Below are 15265 nucleotides of genomic sequence, written 5' to 3' on the forward strand. Positions count from 1 at the left end.
AAGTTCTACGGATTCAGCGTCACGGCTACAAAGGGGTAACTTCACAACCGGTAACTGGAGAAGCTTGCAGCCTGGACTTCTCTCTCTGGACAGTTCGTGTAGGAAATCATGTCTTTGATCATTGCCATATTCTGTTGCTAGTTAATATTACTCAATAGTATTCGATAAAGTCAAGGGGGGAGGTGCACAGAAAGCGGATGATCGTTTCTCCGCGTTCTTCATTTGCTTATTGGTAAAGGAAATGAGGAAGGGCTTGGCGAATTTATATTTCAACATGCTTAAGGAGGATTGTAATGCAGATTATTGCCATGCTGACGATGCTAATCGACCATATTGGCTATATCTTTTTCCCGGAGAATCTTGCTTGGAGATATGTAGGGAGAATAGCTTTTCCGATTTATTGTTATGGGCTTGTGCAGGGACATATCCATACTTCATCCAGACCTAAATATTTATTACGGTTGCTCTTGATAGCGATTATTGCTCAGATTCCCTATAATTTAGCGCTAAATTCTGGTGGCTGGAACGTGGTGTTTACGTTATTGCTGTCGGCAATCGTACTGGTTATTTTGGACAAACTGCCTTCACTATGGCTAGGTATACCTGTGGTAATTGCTGCTATAGTGTTAATGGATTATTACCCTATAGATTATAACGCGTACGGTTTGCTCTTAGTATTGATTTTTCGTTATACGAAATCGTACTGGCTTGTTGGAGCCCATTTGGCACTGAATCTATTCTATATGTTTTATAATTATTGGGTTGTACAGATGCTAAGTATTTTACCTACCTTGCTGATTGCTTTTACGCCTTTGATTTGGAATCGCTTGGAGCGGCATCGGGTTCCGCGCTGGGTGTGGTGGTCATTTTATCCTGCACATTTACTGATGTTGGCAATAGTTAAGGCTGTAATTTACAAGGAATGGGCTCAGATCGAATGGCGAAGTTTGTTGAATATTTAAACATTTTACAATAAAAGGAACTTTGATTTACAAAACTTACCTTAGCTGAGATAATGGATTGATTTCACAAAATAAGATGAAGGAGACATGCTATGAGTAGAGTTAAAGCAAAAATGAAGTGGTTTTTGCCTTTTGTCGCACTGATGCTAGTTCTTGCCGGCTGTCAGTCGGTAGGGGGGTTCGATGTTAATAAGGCGTTGATTGGGGATGTTGATGTTAAATCATCAGAATCCAGTATGACTTTTTCCATGAATGCTGAGCCCATAGAGGGAATTAGCGCGGAAGATAAGGAAATGGTTGATCTTATTAATTCTTTTTCCTTGAATATTAGTAAAGCTAAGTTACAAGATAATGGGAGTTTATCGGCCCAAGGAACTGTTGGTTATAAACAATTGGATATTCCATTCACCTTGTTTATGGACAAACAAACACTTGCTTTTACAGTTGAAGGAGCAAAACAACCGTTCTACTTCCCTGTACAAGGATACGATGAAATCTTAGGTGAAGTAGGCTTGGATACGGCAAAAGCTGAAGATGTCAGTAAGCTGTTGACGAAATTCGTTGTTAAGAATCTTCCTAATCCTGGCGTAATCAACATTACACCGGTTAGTGATGCTGTGTATGGCGAGCAGTTGAACATGACGAAGCTGCATGCAGAAGTGACTGGTGATGAGCTTCCTGCACTGTTAAAAGGCTTCCTGAAGTCTGTCTCCAAAGACACAGAAGGTTTTACTGAATTGGTAGGTGGTCTTTACGACTATCTGTACCCTGTGATCAAAGCTATGGATGAAGACGGTTCTGGCGATATTTTCAATCTTGGATTCGGAGATATTCCACTGGATGATAAAGAAGCTGTCGTAACTGTATTGCATGATGCTGCCAAATTGGCTGTTGATGCATTGCTGCTAGTATATGACAATCAAGTGGACAGTCTTTACAAATCAACTCCTGAGATTAAGACTGTGTTGAGTAAGGATACGAAGTTATCTGTTGATATTTTCGTTGATAGTGCTCTGCATGTGCGTAAACAGAATGTTGATCTGAAAGTGGCGCTTCCGGGTACCGAGGATTTCCCACTGAAGAGTCTCTCGCTTAAAGCTTCCAGTCAGGTTTGGAACATTGGCGGTGCTGTAACTGCTGATCCAATCAGCACTGAAGGTGCACTTGATATTTCTTCCGGGCTTACACCTGGAGAGACTTTGAGAAACTTTGCCCCAGATTCTGATGTATATCGTATATTGAAGGATGATCTGGGCATTACGAAGAGAACCATTGTTATCGAACCTGATGACGAATATTATTACCCGATTGTAGACAAGAACACTACTTATATCCCACTGCGTTATTTGGCAGAAGATTTAGATGCTACTGTAGAATGGGATACTGTCAATCGTGCAATTAACGTTACTGATGGTGTGTACGGAGATAAACTGGTGTTCAAAATCGGTTCTTCCGAAGCCTTGATTAACGGCACGGCTGTAAAGCTTGCCCAACCTGTATTTGTTGACGAGTATGGCGATGCATATGTATCCTTGCGTCTGCTTGCTGAAGCGCTTCATGCTACTGTGTCGGTAGATGAAGATGGTTGGATTACTATTGTACGGAACTAGTTGCATCTTAACGATCAATTAACACAATAAACCCAGCTTCCATCTGACGCATAAATGCGAGTGGAGGCTGGGTTTTTTATATGAAATACATAAACCAGTTATTGCTTCGTTAATACCACCTCTAAAGCTATATTACTAAGCTCTTTATTCTCTGTCATACTTTGGATGTATCCACCTAAGAAACCTTCTTGTAGGCCTTCCCAAAGCTTGTAACCTGGCATCGCTTTAATATCTTCTGAGGAGCTGCCGGCTGTCCCCGCGAAGTATCTTACATTTAGCTTGGCCATTACCTCAGCCATCGATGCCTTTTCAGACTGCGTAAAGGAACTCTCCTTTAGACCATCCATAGCTTTGTTATAAGAGTTTGTAGCAAAAATATCCTCAGCATAGGTCTTAAAGTTTAAAAGATTCTGATCTGTAATGCCATTAGCTTTAGCCCATCCTTCTACATTTATGGGCATTGCTTCATAATTAACGGTTCTGCTCAGAGGATCGAAGGTCATCGCTCCATATTGATGTGGATAAACAGCCATTGCACTTGTTGCGATATCATAAATTGGCATTTCTTCCGAAGAAGTTGCCGGGTCTACCCGGATGTCCTGCATATGGATATGGCCTGACAAGACTAAATTAAGTTCATTTTCACGAAGTAACTTTATTGTTTCCTGACTGTTGTTAAGCTTAAAGCCTGAAACAGACATAGAGGTGTGGCTTAGTAGGTTGTGGTGCATAACCGTGAGGACAGAAGCATGCTCCTTGGCTGCCAGTTTAACTGAATTATCTATCCATGATAGGGTAGAGGCGGTCAGGCGTCCGTCCGTTTGGGGGAAACCGTATTTCTGATTGTTATGATATTGGCTGCTGTCAATCATAAGGAGCCATAAATTTGGAGCTGCTTTAACGATGTAACTTAGCGATTCTTTATCACGTGATACAGCCTCTTTGTAGCCGAAATTCTCATACATCTTGGTAAAGTCTTTGTCTGTAATAGAATCCGTAACGAGCTGCTTATCCCCGCTGAAGGATCTGGCCCAAGGATTAAATAAATCATGGTTGCCTGGAATGACATAAACAGAGGTTCCCTGCGCTTCAATTCGCTTTAGTTTTTGGGTTAGCTCCTGATGGCTGCTGCGTTCTCCGTTATTTGTTAAATCTCCACTGAGGATGAGAAAATCAGGCTTCTGCTGCTCAGTATCATAAACCAAGGTTTCAAGGATTTCATCACTGTAAGGCAGCATTTTTCCATCACCGCCAGTTACATATTTCTGAAAAGCTGTACCGCCATCCTGAAGCTTCTTATCTAAGAAGTGAGTATCCGTTGCCACCCAGAAAGTGAGGGGGTGAAGATCAGTCGGATCTAGTTCTGTAAAGGTCAAATTAGACGAATTTGTGTCTTTACAGCTAGTTAGAGCCAAGCTCAGGAAAAGGAGCAGCAACAAAGAGGTAAAGACTGATTTTTTATGTCGAACAAGGGCTTTCTTGCTCAGAAAATTCATGATTATAACCTTCCTTCTATACATTTGCTGCACTATTGTAGCGCATTTTAGCTCGTAGTGTATATCGGAAAAGGAAGAGGGCAGTTTCTAGCCCGCATGAATTGATTAATGATTAATAGATCAGGTGCATAATTAAGCCCATAAATGCGACAATAAGAGTTGGCAACGAATATATCCGACAAAATAAGTTGTGAATAACTGTTGTGTTTTCAGAAAAAAGGTGCTAAGATATACAAAAGTAAGTTACTTAAATTAATGGAGGTAGTTATTTTATGTCTAACAATTTCTTTGAAGCAGTAAAAGGAAGACGTTCCATATATGCCATCAGTAAAGAAACTACGATTTCGGATGCACAAATTGTAGAAATCGTTGAACAAGCGGTGCTACATAGCCCAACTTCATTCAACTCTCAAAGCTCAAGAGCCGTTGTTCTTCTTGGTGAACAACATGATAAGCTATGGGATATCACTACAGAAACATTGCGTAAAATCGTTCCTGCCGAACAATTTGAAGGAACAGCGCAAAAATTAGCGTCTTTCAAAGCAGGTTACGGTTCCGTACTATTCTTCGAAGATCAAACGGTAGTGAAGAGCCTGCAAGAGAACTTCGCTCTATATGCTGAGAACTTCCCAATTTGGGCTAACCAATCCTCTGGTATTCTGCAATTTGTAGTATGGACAGCACTTTCTGAAGCAGGTGTAGGTGCATCCTTGCAGCATTATAATCCACTGATTGATGATGAAGTAAAAGAAGCATGGGGCATCCCGCAAGAATGGAAATTGATTGCTCAATTGCCATTTGGTAAAACCGTTACTCCTGCTGGTGAGAAACAATTCCAACCGGTTGAAGATCGTGTGAAAGTCTTTAAATAAGTGAGATAAGCGTTTGAAACCTCCTTAACCAGGCTAAGTATGTATATAGACTGGTTAAGGAGGTTTTTTGTATGCCATGGAACAAAGAGGATTATCCAGAATCATTAAAGAACTTCACAGCACCTGTTCGCAATAAGGCAATCGATATTGCGAATGCGCTCCTCGAAGATGGTTATGAGGAGGGGCGGGCGATTTCAATTGCCACAGCGCAGGCGAAAGAGTGGGGGGAGAACCACGATAAACAAATCCGTAAAAAAGGCCATTAATGCTTAATCAAAGGCCTGAGCATAGAAATAAAAAAAGCAGGACAGCGTTTATTAACGCTTGTCCTGCTTTTTGACGGGCACAATTATTTAGTAGATTCATTTCCTGCTGCTGCGCTTGCAGTTGGCTCAGCTGTTGCAGCTGCATCTTCTTTAGCGTCAGTAAGTGTGTTCGTAATTTTTGCTTTTTCAGTTGTTTCTGACAACCAAGTGGAGGACAGAGTGGAAACCTTTTGCGAAACTAGAGTTTTACGAATTTCATCTTTCTTTTCTTCCAGTGTATAGTCTTTAGCATCTTTATGGTCGGTTACTTTAATGATGTGATAACCATAATCGGATTTCACAGCATCACTGGTTTCACCAACTTTTAGCTTAAAGGCTACATCAGAGAATTCAGCTACCATATCGCCACGTTTGAAGAAGTCTAGATCTCCGCCATTATCCTTGGAACCCGTATCAGAGGATTTTTCCTTGGCAAGAGTAGCGAAATCTGCGCCTTCTTTCAGTTGTTTCAGAATTGCATCTGCTTCTTCTTTAGTCTCAACGAGAATGTGGGAAGCGCGAACTTGTTCTTCTTCACTGAAAGTAGCTTTATTTGTGTCATAGTATTCTTTGATTTCATCATCCGTTACAGTGACTTGTGGCTCAAGGATTTTACGCAGCTTTACTTGCAGCGGCATTTGCTTTTTCAAGTCGTCTACAGTCATTGAGCTTTGGGACAAAGCAGCATTAAAGGCAGCCTCTCCGCCGAATTGTGCTTTAAGATCTTCAAGTTCAGTGTTGATGTCTTCATCTGTAACAGTTACGTTGGCTTTTTTAGCCTCTTGATCAACAAGCTCAGTAGTAATCATAGATTGCAGCGTGCTTTCTCCGCCTGCTTCGATCAATTTATCATAAAGTTGTTCTTTTGTAATTTTTGTTCCGTTTACTGTTGCAACAGCTTTTTTGCTGTCGTCTTTTTGGACGACCAGAACAATGATTAGTGCTGCAGCTAATACGATAGAGGCAATCATCCAAGCTTTATTGCTTCTAGGAGCAGTCGGAGGTGTAGGTGGCGTAGCGTTGTTCGCACCGACTTTGTTCATTACTGGAATACTGTCTGCTTTTGTTGTATTCACAGGTTCCTCAGCAGCTGCTTGCGCTACTTCAACCTCTTCATTGATAATCTCGGAAGTGTTCAAATCTTCTTCCGTGGTTCCGTTGTTTTCTAAGTTCTCATTTCCATTCAGATCTTTTTTGTCCATTATTAGTAATGACTCCCTTCAATATAGGTGTTGCTTGTCTATTTACAACTTTAACAGAAATCCTAATCCTAAACCTTAAGAAAGTATAAAAAAAGGCAGGATCTTTTTAAGTTTCTATTAATAAAAAGCAAAAAGCCGGAAATGGCATCAGTAACATGCCCTTCCGGCTAATGGGAATAAGATGTCTACTTCAGTCCTTTCAGAAGATGACGAATGCTTTCTTGTTTTCGTCTTGGGACACGTACGTTTTTAGCATACAGGCCCATTTCACCGAAATAAATGCAGTCATCTGCGATAGAGCTGATCTTGTTCAGGTTGACATAACAGCCACCGTACACATGATAATAACTTGAATTGGACAACAATCGATTTAATTGCTCGGCAGTCATTCTCTTTTTTATGTTATAGTTTCTGCCGTGAAAAATGACCAAATCATGGTCCCCGACCTTAAAGAACAGAATGTCTGTCTCCACCTCGAAGTCCTCGTACACATTTCTGGCTTCCAGCAGGATGCTACTCATTCATGTTCCCCCTTTATACGGAATAAAAGACTAATGTTAGCGCTTTCATTATATCACAACAGTTAATCGTTGGAAAGACCCATTTTTGAATTGTTTCGTACATTTCTAACTTTATCGTTTGTAATTAACGTTTAAAAATTGTAGATTATATAGATGATCACATCTAATGAGTGTGAAGTAGCAATACTTTGAGGAGGAATATAGAGATGAATGAGCAGAATAAGTTATTGCTGTTTACAGGTTCTTATGCAAGTGCCGCAGAAAGCGGAGTGCAGGTATTTGAATTCGATGGAGCTGCAGGTGGTACGCTAAAGCTGCTGGATTCGGTGCAGGGCTTAACTAATCCTACCTTTGTTAATGTAGATGCCGCAGAGAAACGTCTATACGCTATAGGAGAAAAACCGAATGGTGAGGGTGGAAAAGAAGGCGAGGTTATTTCCTTTGCTATTGATCTAAAGGACGGGAAATTGAGTGAACTGAAACGCATTCCCTCCATGCCTGCCTCTGGCAATCGTCAAACAACCACCTGCCATATCAATAGAGATTTGAATGATGAATACGTGGTTGTATGTAGTTATCATGGTGGAAGTGTTGGCTTGATCAAATTAAATGAAGATAAAGCTGCAGATCAATTAGTTGATGTGGCCGTACATTCAGGTCATGGCCAACATCCTGAACGGCAGGACCGCCCTCATCCCCATTCCGCTATTTTCAGTCCGGACGGGCAGTATGTGTTTGTATCTGATCTTGGGCTTGATTTAATTCGGGCCTATAGAATCAATAGAGAAACCAACAAACTAGAGGTACATGGTGATACGGCGTTGCATCCAGGAGCGGGACCACGCCACTTCACTTTCCATCCAGACGGAAAGTCTGCTTATGTAATTAACGAGGTGGATTCCACCATTACATCGTTTACATATGACAGTGCCGCAGGCACTCTGCACACTGTAGATACAGTGCCGACACTGCCTGATGATTTTGACGAAGAGAATACATGCGCTGAAATCGCTATTTCCAAGGATGGGAAATATCTGTACGCTTCAAACCGTGGGGCTGATAATATTGCCGTGTATGCGGTGGATAATGCTTCTGCTAAGCTTACACATCTTGAATATGTATCTACTCGTGGAGGACATCCACGTCACTTCGCATTGACACCAGATGGAGCTTATCTTATAGTAGCGAATCGTGATGCGAATAACCTGGTTGTATTTTCGATAGAAGCGGCTAGTGGCCGACTCGAATTTACTGGAAATACAGCTGAAGTATCCAAACCGGTATGTGTGAAGCCCGTAATTGTTCCTGCATAAAGTTACTCCGCTTGAAGAGTGAATAAGTGATCTTGGGAAATGCTAAAGGGAACACCGGATATAAAGTCCGGTGTTCCCTTTTTTTGAAAATAAAAGCCTGTGATTATCTGGTTGATGAGGTGAATGAGGGAGAAGACTATTTGAGCGAAACGGGCTTAAGAGGTACAATAGTGGATACTGCAGATTTGAATAGCACATTTTGCCTGCCATCACCTTGACCTTGTAAAGTGATTGTGAAAGCATCGTACGAGGTTACGAGCCCTTGCATTTTCACACCATTCGTCGTAAAAATCGTCACAGGCACCTTTGTGGAAATGAACTGGTTCAACAATCGTTCTTGCAATTTTAAACTCTCCACTTTGGCAGCACTCCATCTTCTGTGAATTTTTTTCTCTCAATAATTATAACATGGGTTAGTCCCTCACTGGAAATGAGATCAACAGTCACTAGAATAGACATGGAGGTATTTATGCTTTATTATCAGAACTGGTCTAGAGCTTTTCGCTTTTTTTTAGGTTTTGCTGCGTGTTTCGCCGTTATAGCTGTCCTTGTAAGTATGAATAAGGTATCAACCTTTGATAACTATATTATTGATTGGGTACAATCAGCGGAATCACCGGGGTTGACCTCATTCGCCAAAGGTTTATCTCTAATTGGTTCCTCTAAGATCGCTATTGGCATATCTATCGTTACCATGGCACTGCTCTATTTTTTGCTGAAACACCGGTTTGAATTAATCTTGTTCCTATGGGTTGGATTAGGCTCACAGCTCTTGAATACAATAATGAAGTTATGTTTTCACAGAGAACGTCCGAATTTACATCGTATTGTCGAAGAGATTGGTTATAGTTTTCCGAGCGGGCACTCAATGGCAGCCTTCTCTTTGTACGGCGTTATTGCCTTTATACTGTGGCGTCATCTGCGGCGGAGGCATGAACGGGTCTTATTAATAATGTTCGCTGTATTCATGACCGTGGGGATTGGCTGGAGTCGTATCTATTTGGGTGTTCATTATCCGAGTGACGTTATTGGGGGATATATGGCTAGTGGCGCTTGGTTGATGTTGTCCATTTGTTTATTTCAAATCTACAAGAGCTCGCGTACGAATTAGGATAGATACAAAAACGGATATCTTTCATAGTGCATGAAGATATCCGTCTTTATGTGGAAGAAGATTGGTTAAGGGGTCGTCACGTGTTGTTCAGATGTTTTGCGATCCTGGAATTGTCCCATTTTGCTTATTCTTTGCTTCAGCATCGCAGGAAGTCCTGCTTTAAGCTTTTGGGCTTCGTCTTTTGTCAGACGTCCTTCGGTGATGGCTTGATCCAGCCGTTGGTTTGCCGATTCGCAGAGCTTCTGAATATATTGATCTTCCGTCCAGCCTTTTTTCTCAAGAGCAAGCTGCGGGAGCGTTTTGCCTGCTTTCAGGCTATTGATTAGCTCTGTACGATCCATTTCCAGCAGTTTAGCCGTTTCAAAAATAATGAAATGTCCACCAGCCCTAACCTTTCCGTCTTTTCCTGGATGGTGACCGTGACCTTTCTCTGAAGGGTGGGCACCAGGTGCGGTGGCTGTGGGGGTTACTTTCTCAGCAGAAGCACTTCCAATTGGCGCAAGAGCTGGAGACAGGCTGAGAAAAATAACGGTTGTGAAAGTCATTAATCTTTTGATATGGTTATTCATTCACTCACCTCGTATGTTATGTGATAGGCACTACTCGGATTAGTATTCCCTTAAAGCTGAAAGAAACATGAGTGAGAGCTTAAATGTTCTTAAAATTCATCATCTCCAGGCTGGGGTAATTAGAAGTACGAGGGTTCGCTGATGTTCATATTGTAGCGTGGGCTAATTTTTAGGAGGGATAGGTTTGGCTTTAGGAGCTCGCATATTTAAAACAGGTTTGGCCGTTACGCTAGCCCTATATTTAGCTGTAATGCTTCAATTTCCTTCTGCCGTGGGTGCAGGGATTGCAGCGATTTTCGCTATGCAGCCCTCTATTTATCGCTCTTGGCGTTATTTTCTTGACCAGCTCACGACTAGTACAATGGGGGCCGTTCTGGCTTTACTCGGAGGGATGCTGTTATCCAATAGCCCAATAGCAGTCGGTTTGGTCTGTATTCTAGTCATTATGATCAGTATGAAAATCAACCGGGCGGATACGATAAGTCTTACGTTAGTTACTGTAATAACAGTGATGGAGGCTTCGGGTGAATGGCAATTCGCACTTAATCGCTTTTTATTAACTTTGACAGGTATTGTTTCTGCATTTCTAATCAATATTATTGTCGTTCCTCCAAAACCTCGTAAGCAATACATTAAGCAAATTGAGAATGTTTTTTCAAGCCTCTCTTTATTGCTGAGAACAGCGGTTTCTCATGAGATGAAGGAAAGTGTATTTCGTGATGAAAAAAATGCCTTACATTCATCCATAAAATCGTTGGCGGATAAGTATGCATTGTTTGAGGAGGAGCAGAAGCAGTTAAAACGGGCCAAGTATAGCCAGACTAGACAAATGGTTGTGTATAAGAACCTGTTAGCTTCTTTGCAAAAAGGTTACGATGTTCTCGAGGCTGTAGATCGGCATTATTTCCAGGCGGATCGGACCGAACATACAGATGCTCTATTTGATAATCATTTGGAACATTTAATCAAATATCATCAGCACATCTTACTTAAGTTTGAAGACAAATTAAAGCCCAATGCCAATGATTCCGAACCCTTGGGAGAAGACAATGATGATTTTCTGAATACCGCGATTTTGGGGTATAATGCAGAGAAAATAGGTCAGCTGCGTTTATATGTTGTGGCAGCGGCGATTTATGATTACGGATATCAATTGGAGCGCTTAGATAAAGTGGCCGATCAGATGAATCGTATAGCAGAGGAGAAAGAATCTGTGCACGAAGCCTAAACATAACCTTGTGAAGAGCAACATATAAGCTTTGTAACAGTAAAAAAATCCGGTTCCTTAGGGACCGGATCATCTATTTAAGAGAATACTTGAAATCTCAACTTGTAATTGCTAAAATGAGAAGATATCGAATAAACATGCATTTAAAAACATAAATATGCAAATTTATCATATCACGATTCAAATGGAATGTCAACCTTCCAAAAGGGGATGAAATGTAGTGGATAACAATGAAAGTCAGTGGAAAGAGGAACAGCAACGGGTTGACGGAGTAACCAAACTTCTGTCAGCCCATATTCGCCATTTATCAGAGGAGCTTGGACTTCATCGCAGTGATGTAGTGGATATGCGGAAAGACTTCTGGGAAGAGGTAACCGTAAACTTCAGTAGCCCGGATGATTTGGGAGAAACCTCAACAAGTCTTCGCCAACAGTCCCAAATCCTAAATGAACGGGAACGTCATCATTTGCAATCAAGCAAAGCGCTGAAAAAATATAAAAAGCTGGTTGTCTCTCCTTACTTTGGCCGAATTGATTTCACCGAGGAACCAACTGGCGGGCTGGAAAAGATTTATCTAGGAATTGGATCATTGATGGAGGATGATGGTACCTTTTTGATTTATGACTGGCGCGCGCCTATTTCCAGTCTGTATTATGACGGAGCCCCTGGTCCCGCTGCTTATGAAACACCTGGAGGATTAGTCTCCGGAACAATGAACCTTAAACGCCAGTTTGTTATTGCTGACGGTGTAATTGAAGTTATGTTTGACACTGGGGTTACGATCGGGGATGAGCTGCTGCAGCAGGTGCTAAGTCATAGCGCTGACGATCGGATGAAAAGTATTGTTGCTACAATTCAGAAAGAGCAAAATGCGATTATCCGCAACGACAAAAGCAGGATGCTAGTTGTGCAAGGAGCAGCGGGAAGCGGGAAAACGTCTGCTGCATTGCAGCGGGTAGCTTATCTTCTATATAAATACCGTGAAGTATTATCAGCAGATCAAATGCTGCTGTTCTCACCGAATCCGCTGTTTAACAGCTATGTATCTACAGTGCTCCCGGAGCTAGGCGAAGAAAATATGCAGCAAACAACGTTTCAAATGTATTTGGAACATCGTCTTGGCCATGAATTCCAGCTCGAAGATGTCTTTAGTCAGACCGAAAGTCTACTAAATGCTCCTGATGGTCCTGAGGTGGCTATACGCAGAGAAGGCATTGCCTATAAATCGTCTGTACCTTTCCTAGATGTGATTCGGCGATATGCTACGTTGCTGGAACAGGAGGGCATGCTTTTTAAACCTTTAATGTTTCAAGGGAAAGCAGTGGTCAGTAAAGAAGAAATGGAACGCCAATTCTACGCGTACGATCCTGCCATAAAGCTTGCGAATCGTGTGGATTTGATGATCCGCTGGCTGCTTAAGAAGATCGCAGATTTTACCCATGAGGAAAGAAATGCACAGTGGGTTGAAGATCAGATCGAGCTGCTGGATTCCAGCGATTATCACCGTGCGTATCAGATGTTGCGCCGGAAGAAGAAAGCTTCGCAGGATAGCTTTGACGATTTTGATACCGAAAAAGAAGTGTTATCTCGTTATGTAGTCAGCCAGCGGCTCAAACCACTGCGTGGTTGGACTAAACGGGGTCGATTTGTGGACGTTAAGGGCTTGTACAGCACGTTATTTACAGATCGCGAACTTATGGAGCGCCTCAATGGTGATTATCCTTTACCAGAGGTGTGGGATGATATCTGTGAGCAGACATTGGAATCTATTGGAGTGAACGAGCTTGCTTATGAAGACGCTACGCCATTCCTTTATCTGAAGGAGTTAAGCCAAGGCTTCCGGACCAACACACTGATCCGCCATGTGATTGTAGATGAAGTACAAGACTACTCTCCATTTCAATTAGAGTTCATGCGCCGTTTATTTCCAAGAGCAAAAATGACCGTATTAGGCGACCTGAACCAGGCCATTTATGCACAAGGTGAGGTACTGGGGGATTTGTCTAGTCTCGTAAGTATATATGGTGAAGAAAACACAGAAGTGATTTCGTTAACCCAAAGCTACCGTTCAACTTATGAGATCGTGGAGTTTACGCGGTCAATGATCCCTGGAGGAGAACGGATCGTACCGTTTAATCGGCGGGGAGAAGAACCCCAGCTAAGTGTGGTATCCAGCGAGAAGGAGCTTCTGAATGCTGTAGAACAGGATATCCGGAAGCTGCATTCTGAGGGATATCATTATGTAGCTGTCATCTGCAAAACAGCGGAGGAAAGCGCAAGGGTTCATGCTGAACTGAATCGTAGCCTGCCGGTAAGACTTGTTACAAAGGAAACGCCGAATTTTCAGAAGGGGACACTGGTTCTGCCTGCTTATTTAGCAAAAGGTGTGGAGTTTGATGCGGTCGTCATCTTTGATGGCTCGGCTGAACAATATGGCAGAGAAAGTGAACGCAAATTGTTTTATACGGCTTGCACTCGGGCTATGCACTTACTGCATATTTTTAGCCTGGGTGAACCTAGTCATTTTATTCCGTCCGCTAATGTGGCATCTTTAAGCGCCGGATCGCTGTAACCATAGATCTCTTCATTTTAAGATCGTCCTTTTCGCAGCAGCGGAGGGACGGTTTTTTTGTTTTCATGAATAAAGAAGGGCGAACAAACCACAATAAAGAATGTTGTACACAATGACAAAGGTGGTCAGTTCATGAAGGAAAGAAAATGGGATCTGCTTGCCTTAGCATCAATCCCACTAATAATGACCCTCGGTAACTCCATGCTGCTGCCTATTCTGCCGCAGATCTCCAAAGAACTAGGCATTAGTGCTTTTCAAGTCAGTATGCTGATTACCGTGTATGGATTGATGGCAATTGTAATGATCCCTATTGCAGGTTATCTGTCAGACCGTTTTGGGCGAAAGAAGGTTATTCTTCCTAGTTTAATCATTGCCGCAATTGGTGGTGCCGTCTGCGTGGTAGCTGCTTGGTTTATGAAGGGGGTTAGCGCTTATTGGGTGATCTTAGCGGGGCGTCTGTTGCAAGGAATTGGTGCAGCGGGTGCTTTTCCAATTGTAATACCCTTTGTAGGCGATTTGTTCAAGGAAGAAGAGGATGTGAGCAAAAGTCTGGGAATCATTGAGACCTCCAATACGTTTGGTAAAGTTCTCAGTCCAATTCTTGGTGCCTATCTTGGGATATGGCTCTGGTTTGCTCCTTTTATTGCAATTCCCATTCTATGTCTAATTTCATTTTTTTTAGTTTTATTTCTCGTCCGAAAGCCCGAAGCGAAGGATGAACCTGAGAAACAGGAAATCCGAGCGTTTTTAGCTGGAATTGTGAGTGTTTTACGTAAAAAAGGGCGTTGGCTGTATGCTATTTTTGCCATAGGCGGCATTTGTATGTTTGTGACCTTTGGTGTTCAATTCTATTTATCAGAAATGCTGGAAACTAAATATAAAATGCACGGGGCGACGAAGGGGTTTGTGCTGGCGATACCGCTTGCCCTCTTATGTCTGTCCTCCTATGGCACAGGAAAGATCATTGGTCAGAATAAAACGCTAATGAAATGGCTGGGCTTTGGAGGAATGGTGTTACTGACTGCGGCCATGATTTGTGCGGGATTCAACAAAGGCATTTATTTTTTAGTAGGATTTATGGGTTTAGGCTGTGTTGGAATCGGGATTGTACTTCCTTGTATGGACGCTTTAATCACGGAGGGGATTGAGAAGGAGAACAGCGGCACGATAACCGCTCTTTATAGTAGTATGAGGTTTATAGGGGTAGCGTTGGGACCGCCGGTGGTATCGCTGCTGTTAAGCAGTGGGCATTGGGTATTGTTCGCGTTGATGGCTACAGTAGGGGCAATTGGTGGATTGCTGACCTTATTTGCGGTAACTCCGAGTAAGGGGGAAAAGGGAGAACCAGGCGTTAAAGATACAGAGAAGATAATTCCTCCGATCTGGCCGAAACGTGTTCGCCAAACCTCTGCAATGTCTCTGGATGGAAAAAAGGGCTATCCCTAAGCTGCGTTGCCGCAGCTTGTGGGATAGCCCTCTTGATAAAAGAATAAAAGATATT

The 15265-nt window shown here is 42.3% G+C and carries 14 protein-coding genes; 9 read left to right on the forward strand and 5 right to left on the reverse strand.

Features of this window, described 5'->3' with window-relative positions; genetic code table 11:
• Positions 1-293 precede the first annotated feature (293 nt).
• Entirely contained in the window at positions 294-962 is a 669-nt protein-coding gene (locus PODO_RS12200) for a TraX family protein (RefSeq protein WP_036686237.1), read from the forward strand.
• Between the two features lie 92 nt (positions 963-1054).
• Positions 1055-2572: a copper amine oxidase N-terminal domain-containing protein gene (locus PODO_RS12205; RefSeq protein WP_051491446.1), complete on the forward strand. Its 1518-nt coding sequence runs from the start codon at positions 1055-1057 to the stop codon at positions 2570-2572.
• Positions 2573-2670: 98 nt separating this feature from the next.
• On the opposite strand, the gene PODO_RS12210 is transcribed toward PODO_RS12205, so the two are convergent.
• Positions 2671-4068 carry a metallophosphoesterase gene (locus tag PODO_RS12210; protein ID WP_051491447.1) on the reverse strand — a complete coding sequence of 466 codons (1398 nt, stop codon included), beginning with the start codon at positions 4066-4068 and terminating at the stop codon, positions 2671-2673.
• Positions 4069-4340: 272 nt separating this feature from the next.
• Here PODO_RS12210 and PODO_RS12215 point away from each other — a divergent pair, with 272 nt between their 5' ends.
• The gene (locus tag PODO_RS12215) at positions 4341-4940 is read left to right on the forward strand and encodes a nitroreductase family protein (RefSeq protein ID WP_038570356.1); all 600 of its coding nucleotides are present in this window, start codon (positions 4341-4343) and stop codon (positions 4938-4940) included.
• Positions 4941-5011: 71 nt separating this feature from the next.
• Positions 5012-5206 (forward strand): DUF2188 domain-containing protein, encoded by a 195-nt coding sequence (locus PODO_RS12220; RefSeq protein WP_036686240.1) that lies wholly within the window; start codon positions 5012-5014, stop codon positions 5204-5206.
• A gap of 83 nt (positions 5207-5289) precedes the next feature.
• Here the strand turns inward: PODO_RS12220 and PODO_RS12225 are convergent, their stop codons facing one another.
• Both PODO_RS12225 and PODO_RS12230 read right to left on the reverse strand, forming a co-directional pair.
• Entirely contained in the window at positions 5290-6447 is a 1158-nt protein-coding gene (locus PODO_RS12225; RefSeq protein WP_038570359.1) for a peptidylprolyl isomerase, read from the reverse strand.
• A gap of 185 nt (positions 6448-6632) precedes the next feature.
• Positions 6633-6968 (reverse strand): LytTR family transcriptional regulator DNA-binding domain-containing protein, encoded by a 336-nt coding sequence (locus tag PODO_RS12230; RefSeq protein WP_036686243.1) that lies wholly within the window; start codon positions 6966-6968, stop codon positions 6633-6635.
• 206 nt (positions 6969-7174) lie between these two features.
• Here PODO_RS12230 and PODO_RS12235 point away from each other — a divergent pair, with 206 nt between their 5' ends.
• Entirely contained in the window at positions 7175-8281 is a 1107-nt protein-coding gene (locus tag PODO_RS12235) for a lactonase family protein (RefSeq protein WP_038570362.1), read from the forward strand.
• 136 nt (positions 8282-8417) lie between these two features.
• Here the strand turns inward: PODO_RS12235 and hfq are convergent, their stop codons facing one another.
• Positions 8418-8639 (reverse strand): RNA chaperone Hfq, encoded by a 222-nt coding sequence (gene hfq, locus PODO_RS12240; RefSeq protein WP_036686247.1) that lies wholly within the window; start codon positions 8637-8639, stop codon positions 8418-8420.
• A gap of 99 nt (positions 8640-8738) precedes the next feature.
• Between hfq and PODO_RS12245 the strand changes: the two genes are divergently transcribed.
• Positions 8739-9392, forward strand: coding sequence for a phosphatase PAP2 family protein (locus tag PODO_RS12245; RefSeq protein WP_244886474.1), 654 nt, complete (start codon positions 8739-8741; stop codon positions 9390-9392).
• A 68-nt stretch (positions 9393-9460) separates the two neighbouring features.
• Here PODO_RS12245 and PODO_RS12250 read toward each other — a convergent pair whose 3' ends face one another.
• Positions 9461-9964: a hypothetical protein gene (locus PODO_RS12250; protein WP_036686251.1), complete on the reverse strand. Its 504-nt coding sequence runs from the start codon at positions 9962-9964 to the stop codon at positions 9461-9463.
• Between the two features lie 184 nt (positions 9965-10148).
• Here PODO_RS12250 and PODO_RS12255 point away from each other — a divergent pair, with 184 nt between their 5' ends.
• From PODO_RS12255 to bcbE, 3 genes are all read left to right on the forward strand, one after another.
• Entirely contained in the window at positions 10149-11192 is a 1044-nt protein-coding gene (locus tag PODO_RS12255; RefSeq protein ID WP_038570371.1) for an FUSC family protein, read from the forward strand.
• Positions 11193-11412: 220 nt separating this feature from the next.
• Positions 11413-13764 carry an RNA polymerase recycling motor HelD gene (gene helD / locus PODO_RS12260; RefSeq protein WP_038570373.1) on the forward strand — a complete coding sequence of 784 codons (2352 nt, stop codon included), beginning with the start codon at positions 11413-11415 and terminating at the stop codon, positions 13762-13764.
• Between the two features lie 132 nt (positions 13765-13896).
• The gene (bcbE, locus tag PODO_RS12265) at positions 13897-15210 is read left to right on the forward strand and encodes a bacillibactin exporter BcbE (protein ID WP_080742475.1); all 1314 of its coding nucleotides are present in this window, start codon (positions 13897-13899) and stop codon (positions 15208-15210) included.
• The last annotated feature ends 55 nt before the right edge of the window (positions 15211-15265 follow it).

Source organism: Paenibacillus odorifer, assembly GCF_000758725.1.
Classification (GTDB): domain Bacteria; phylum Bacillota; class Bacilli; order Paenibacillales; family Paenibacillaceae; genus Paenibacillus_AQ; species Paenibacillus_AQ odorifer.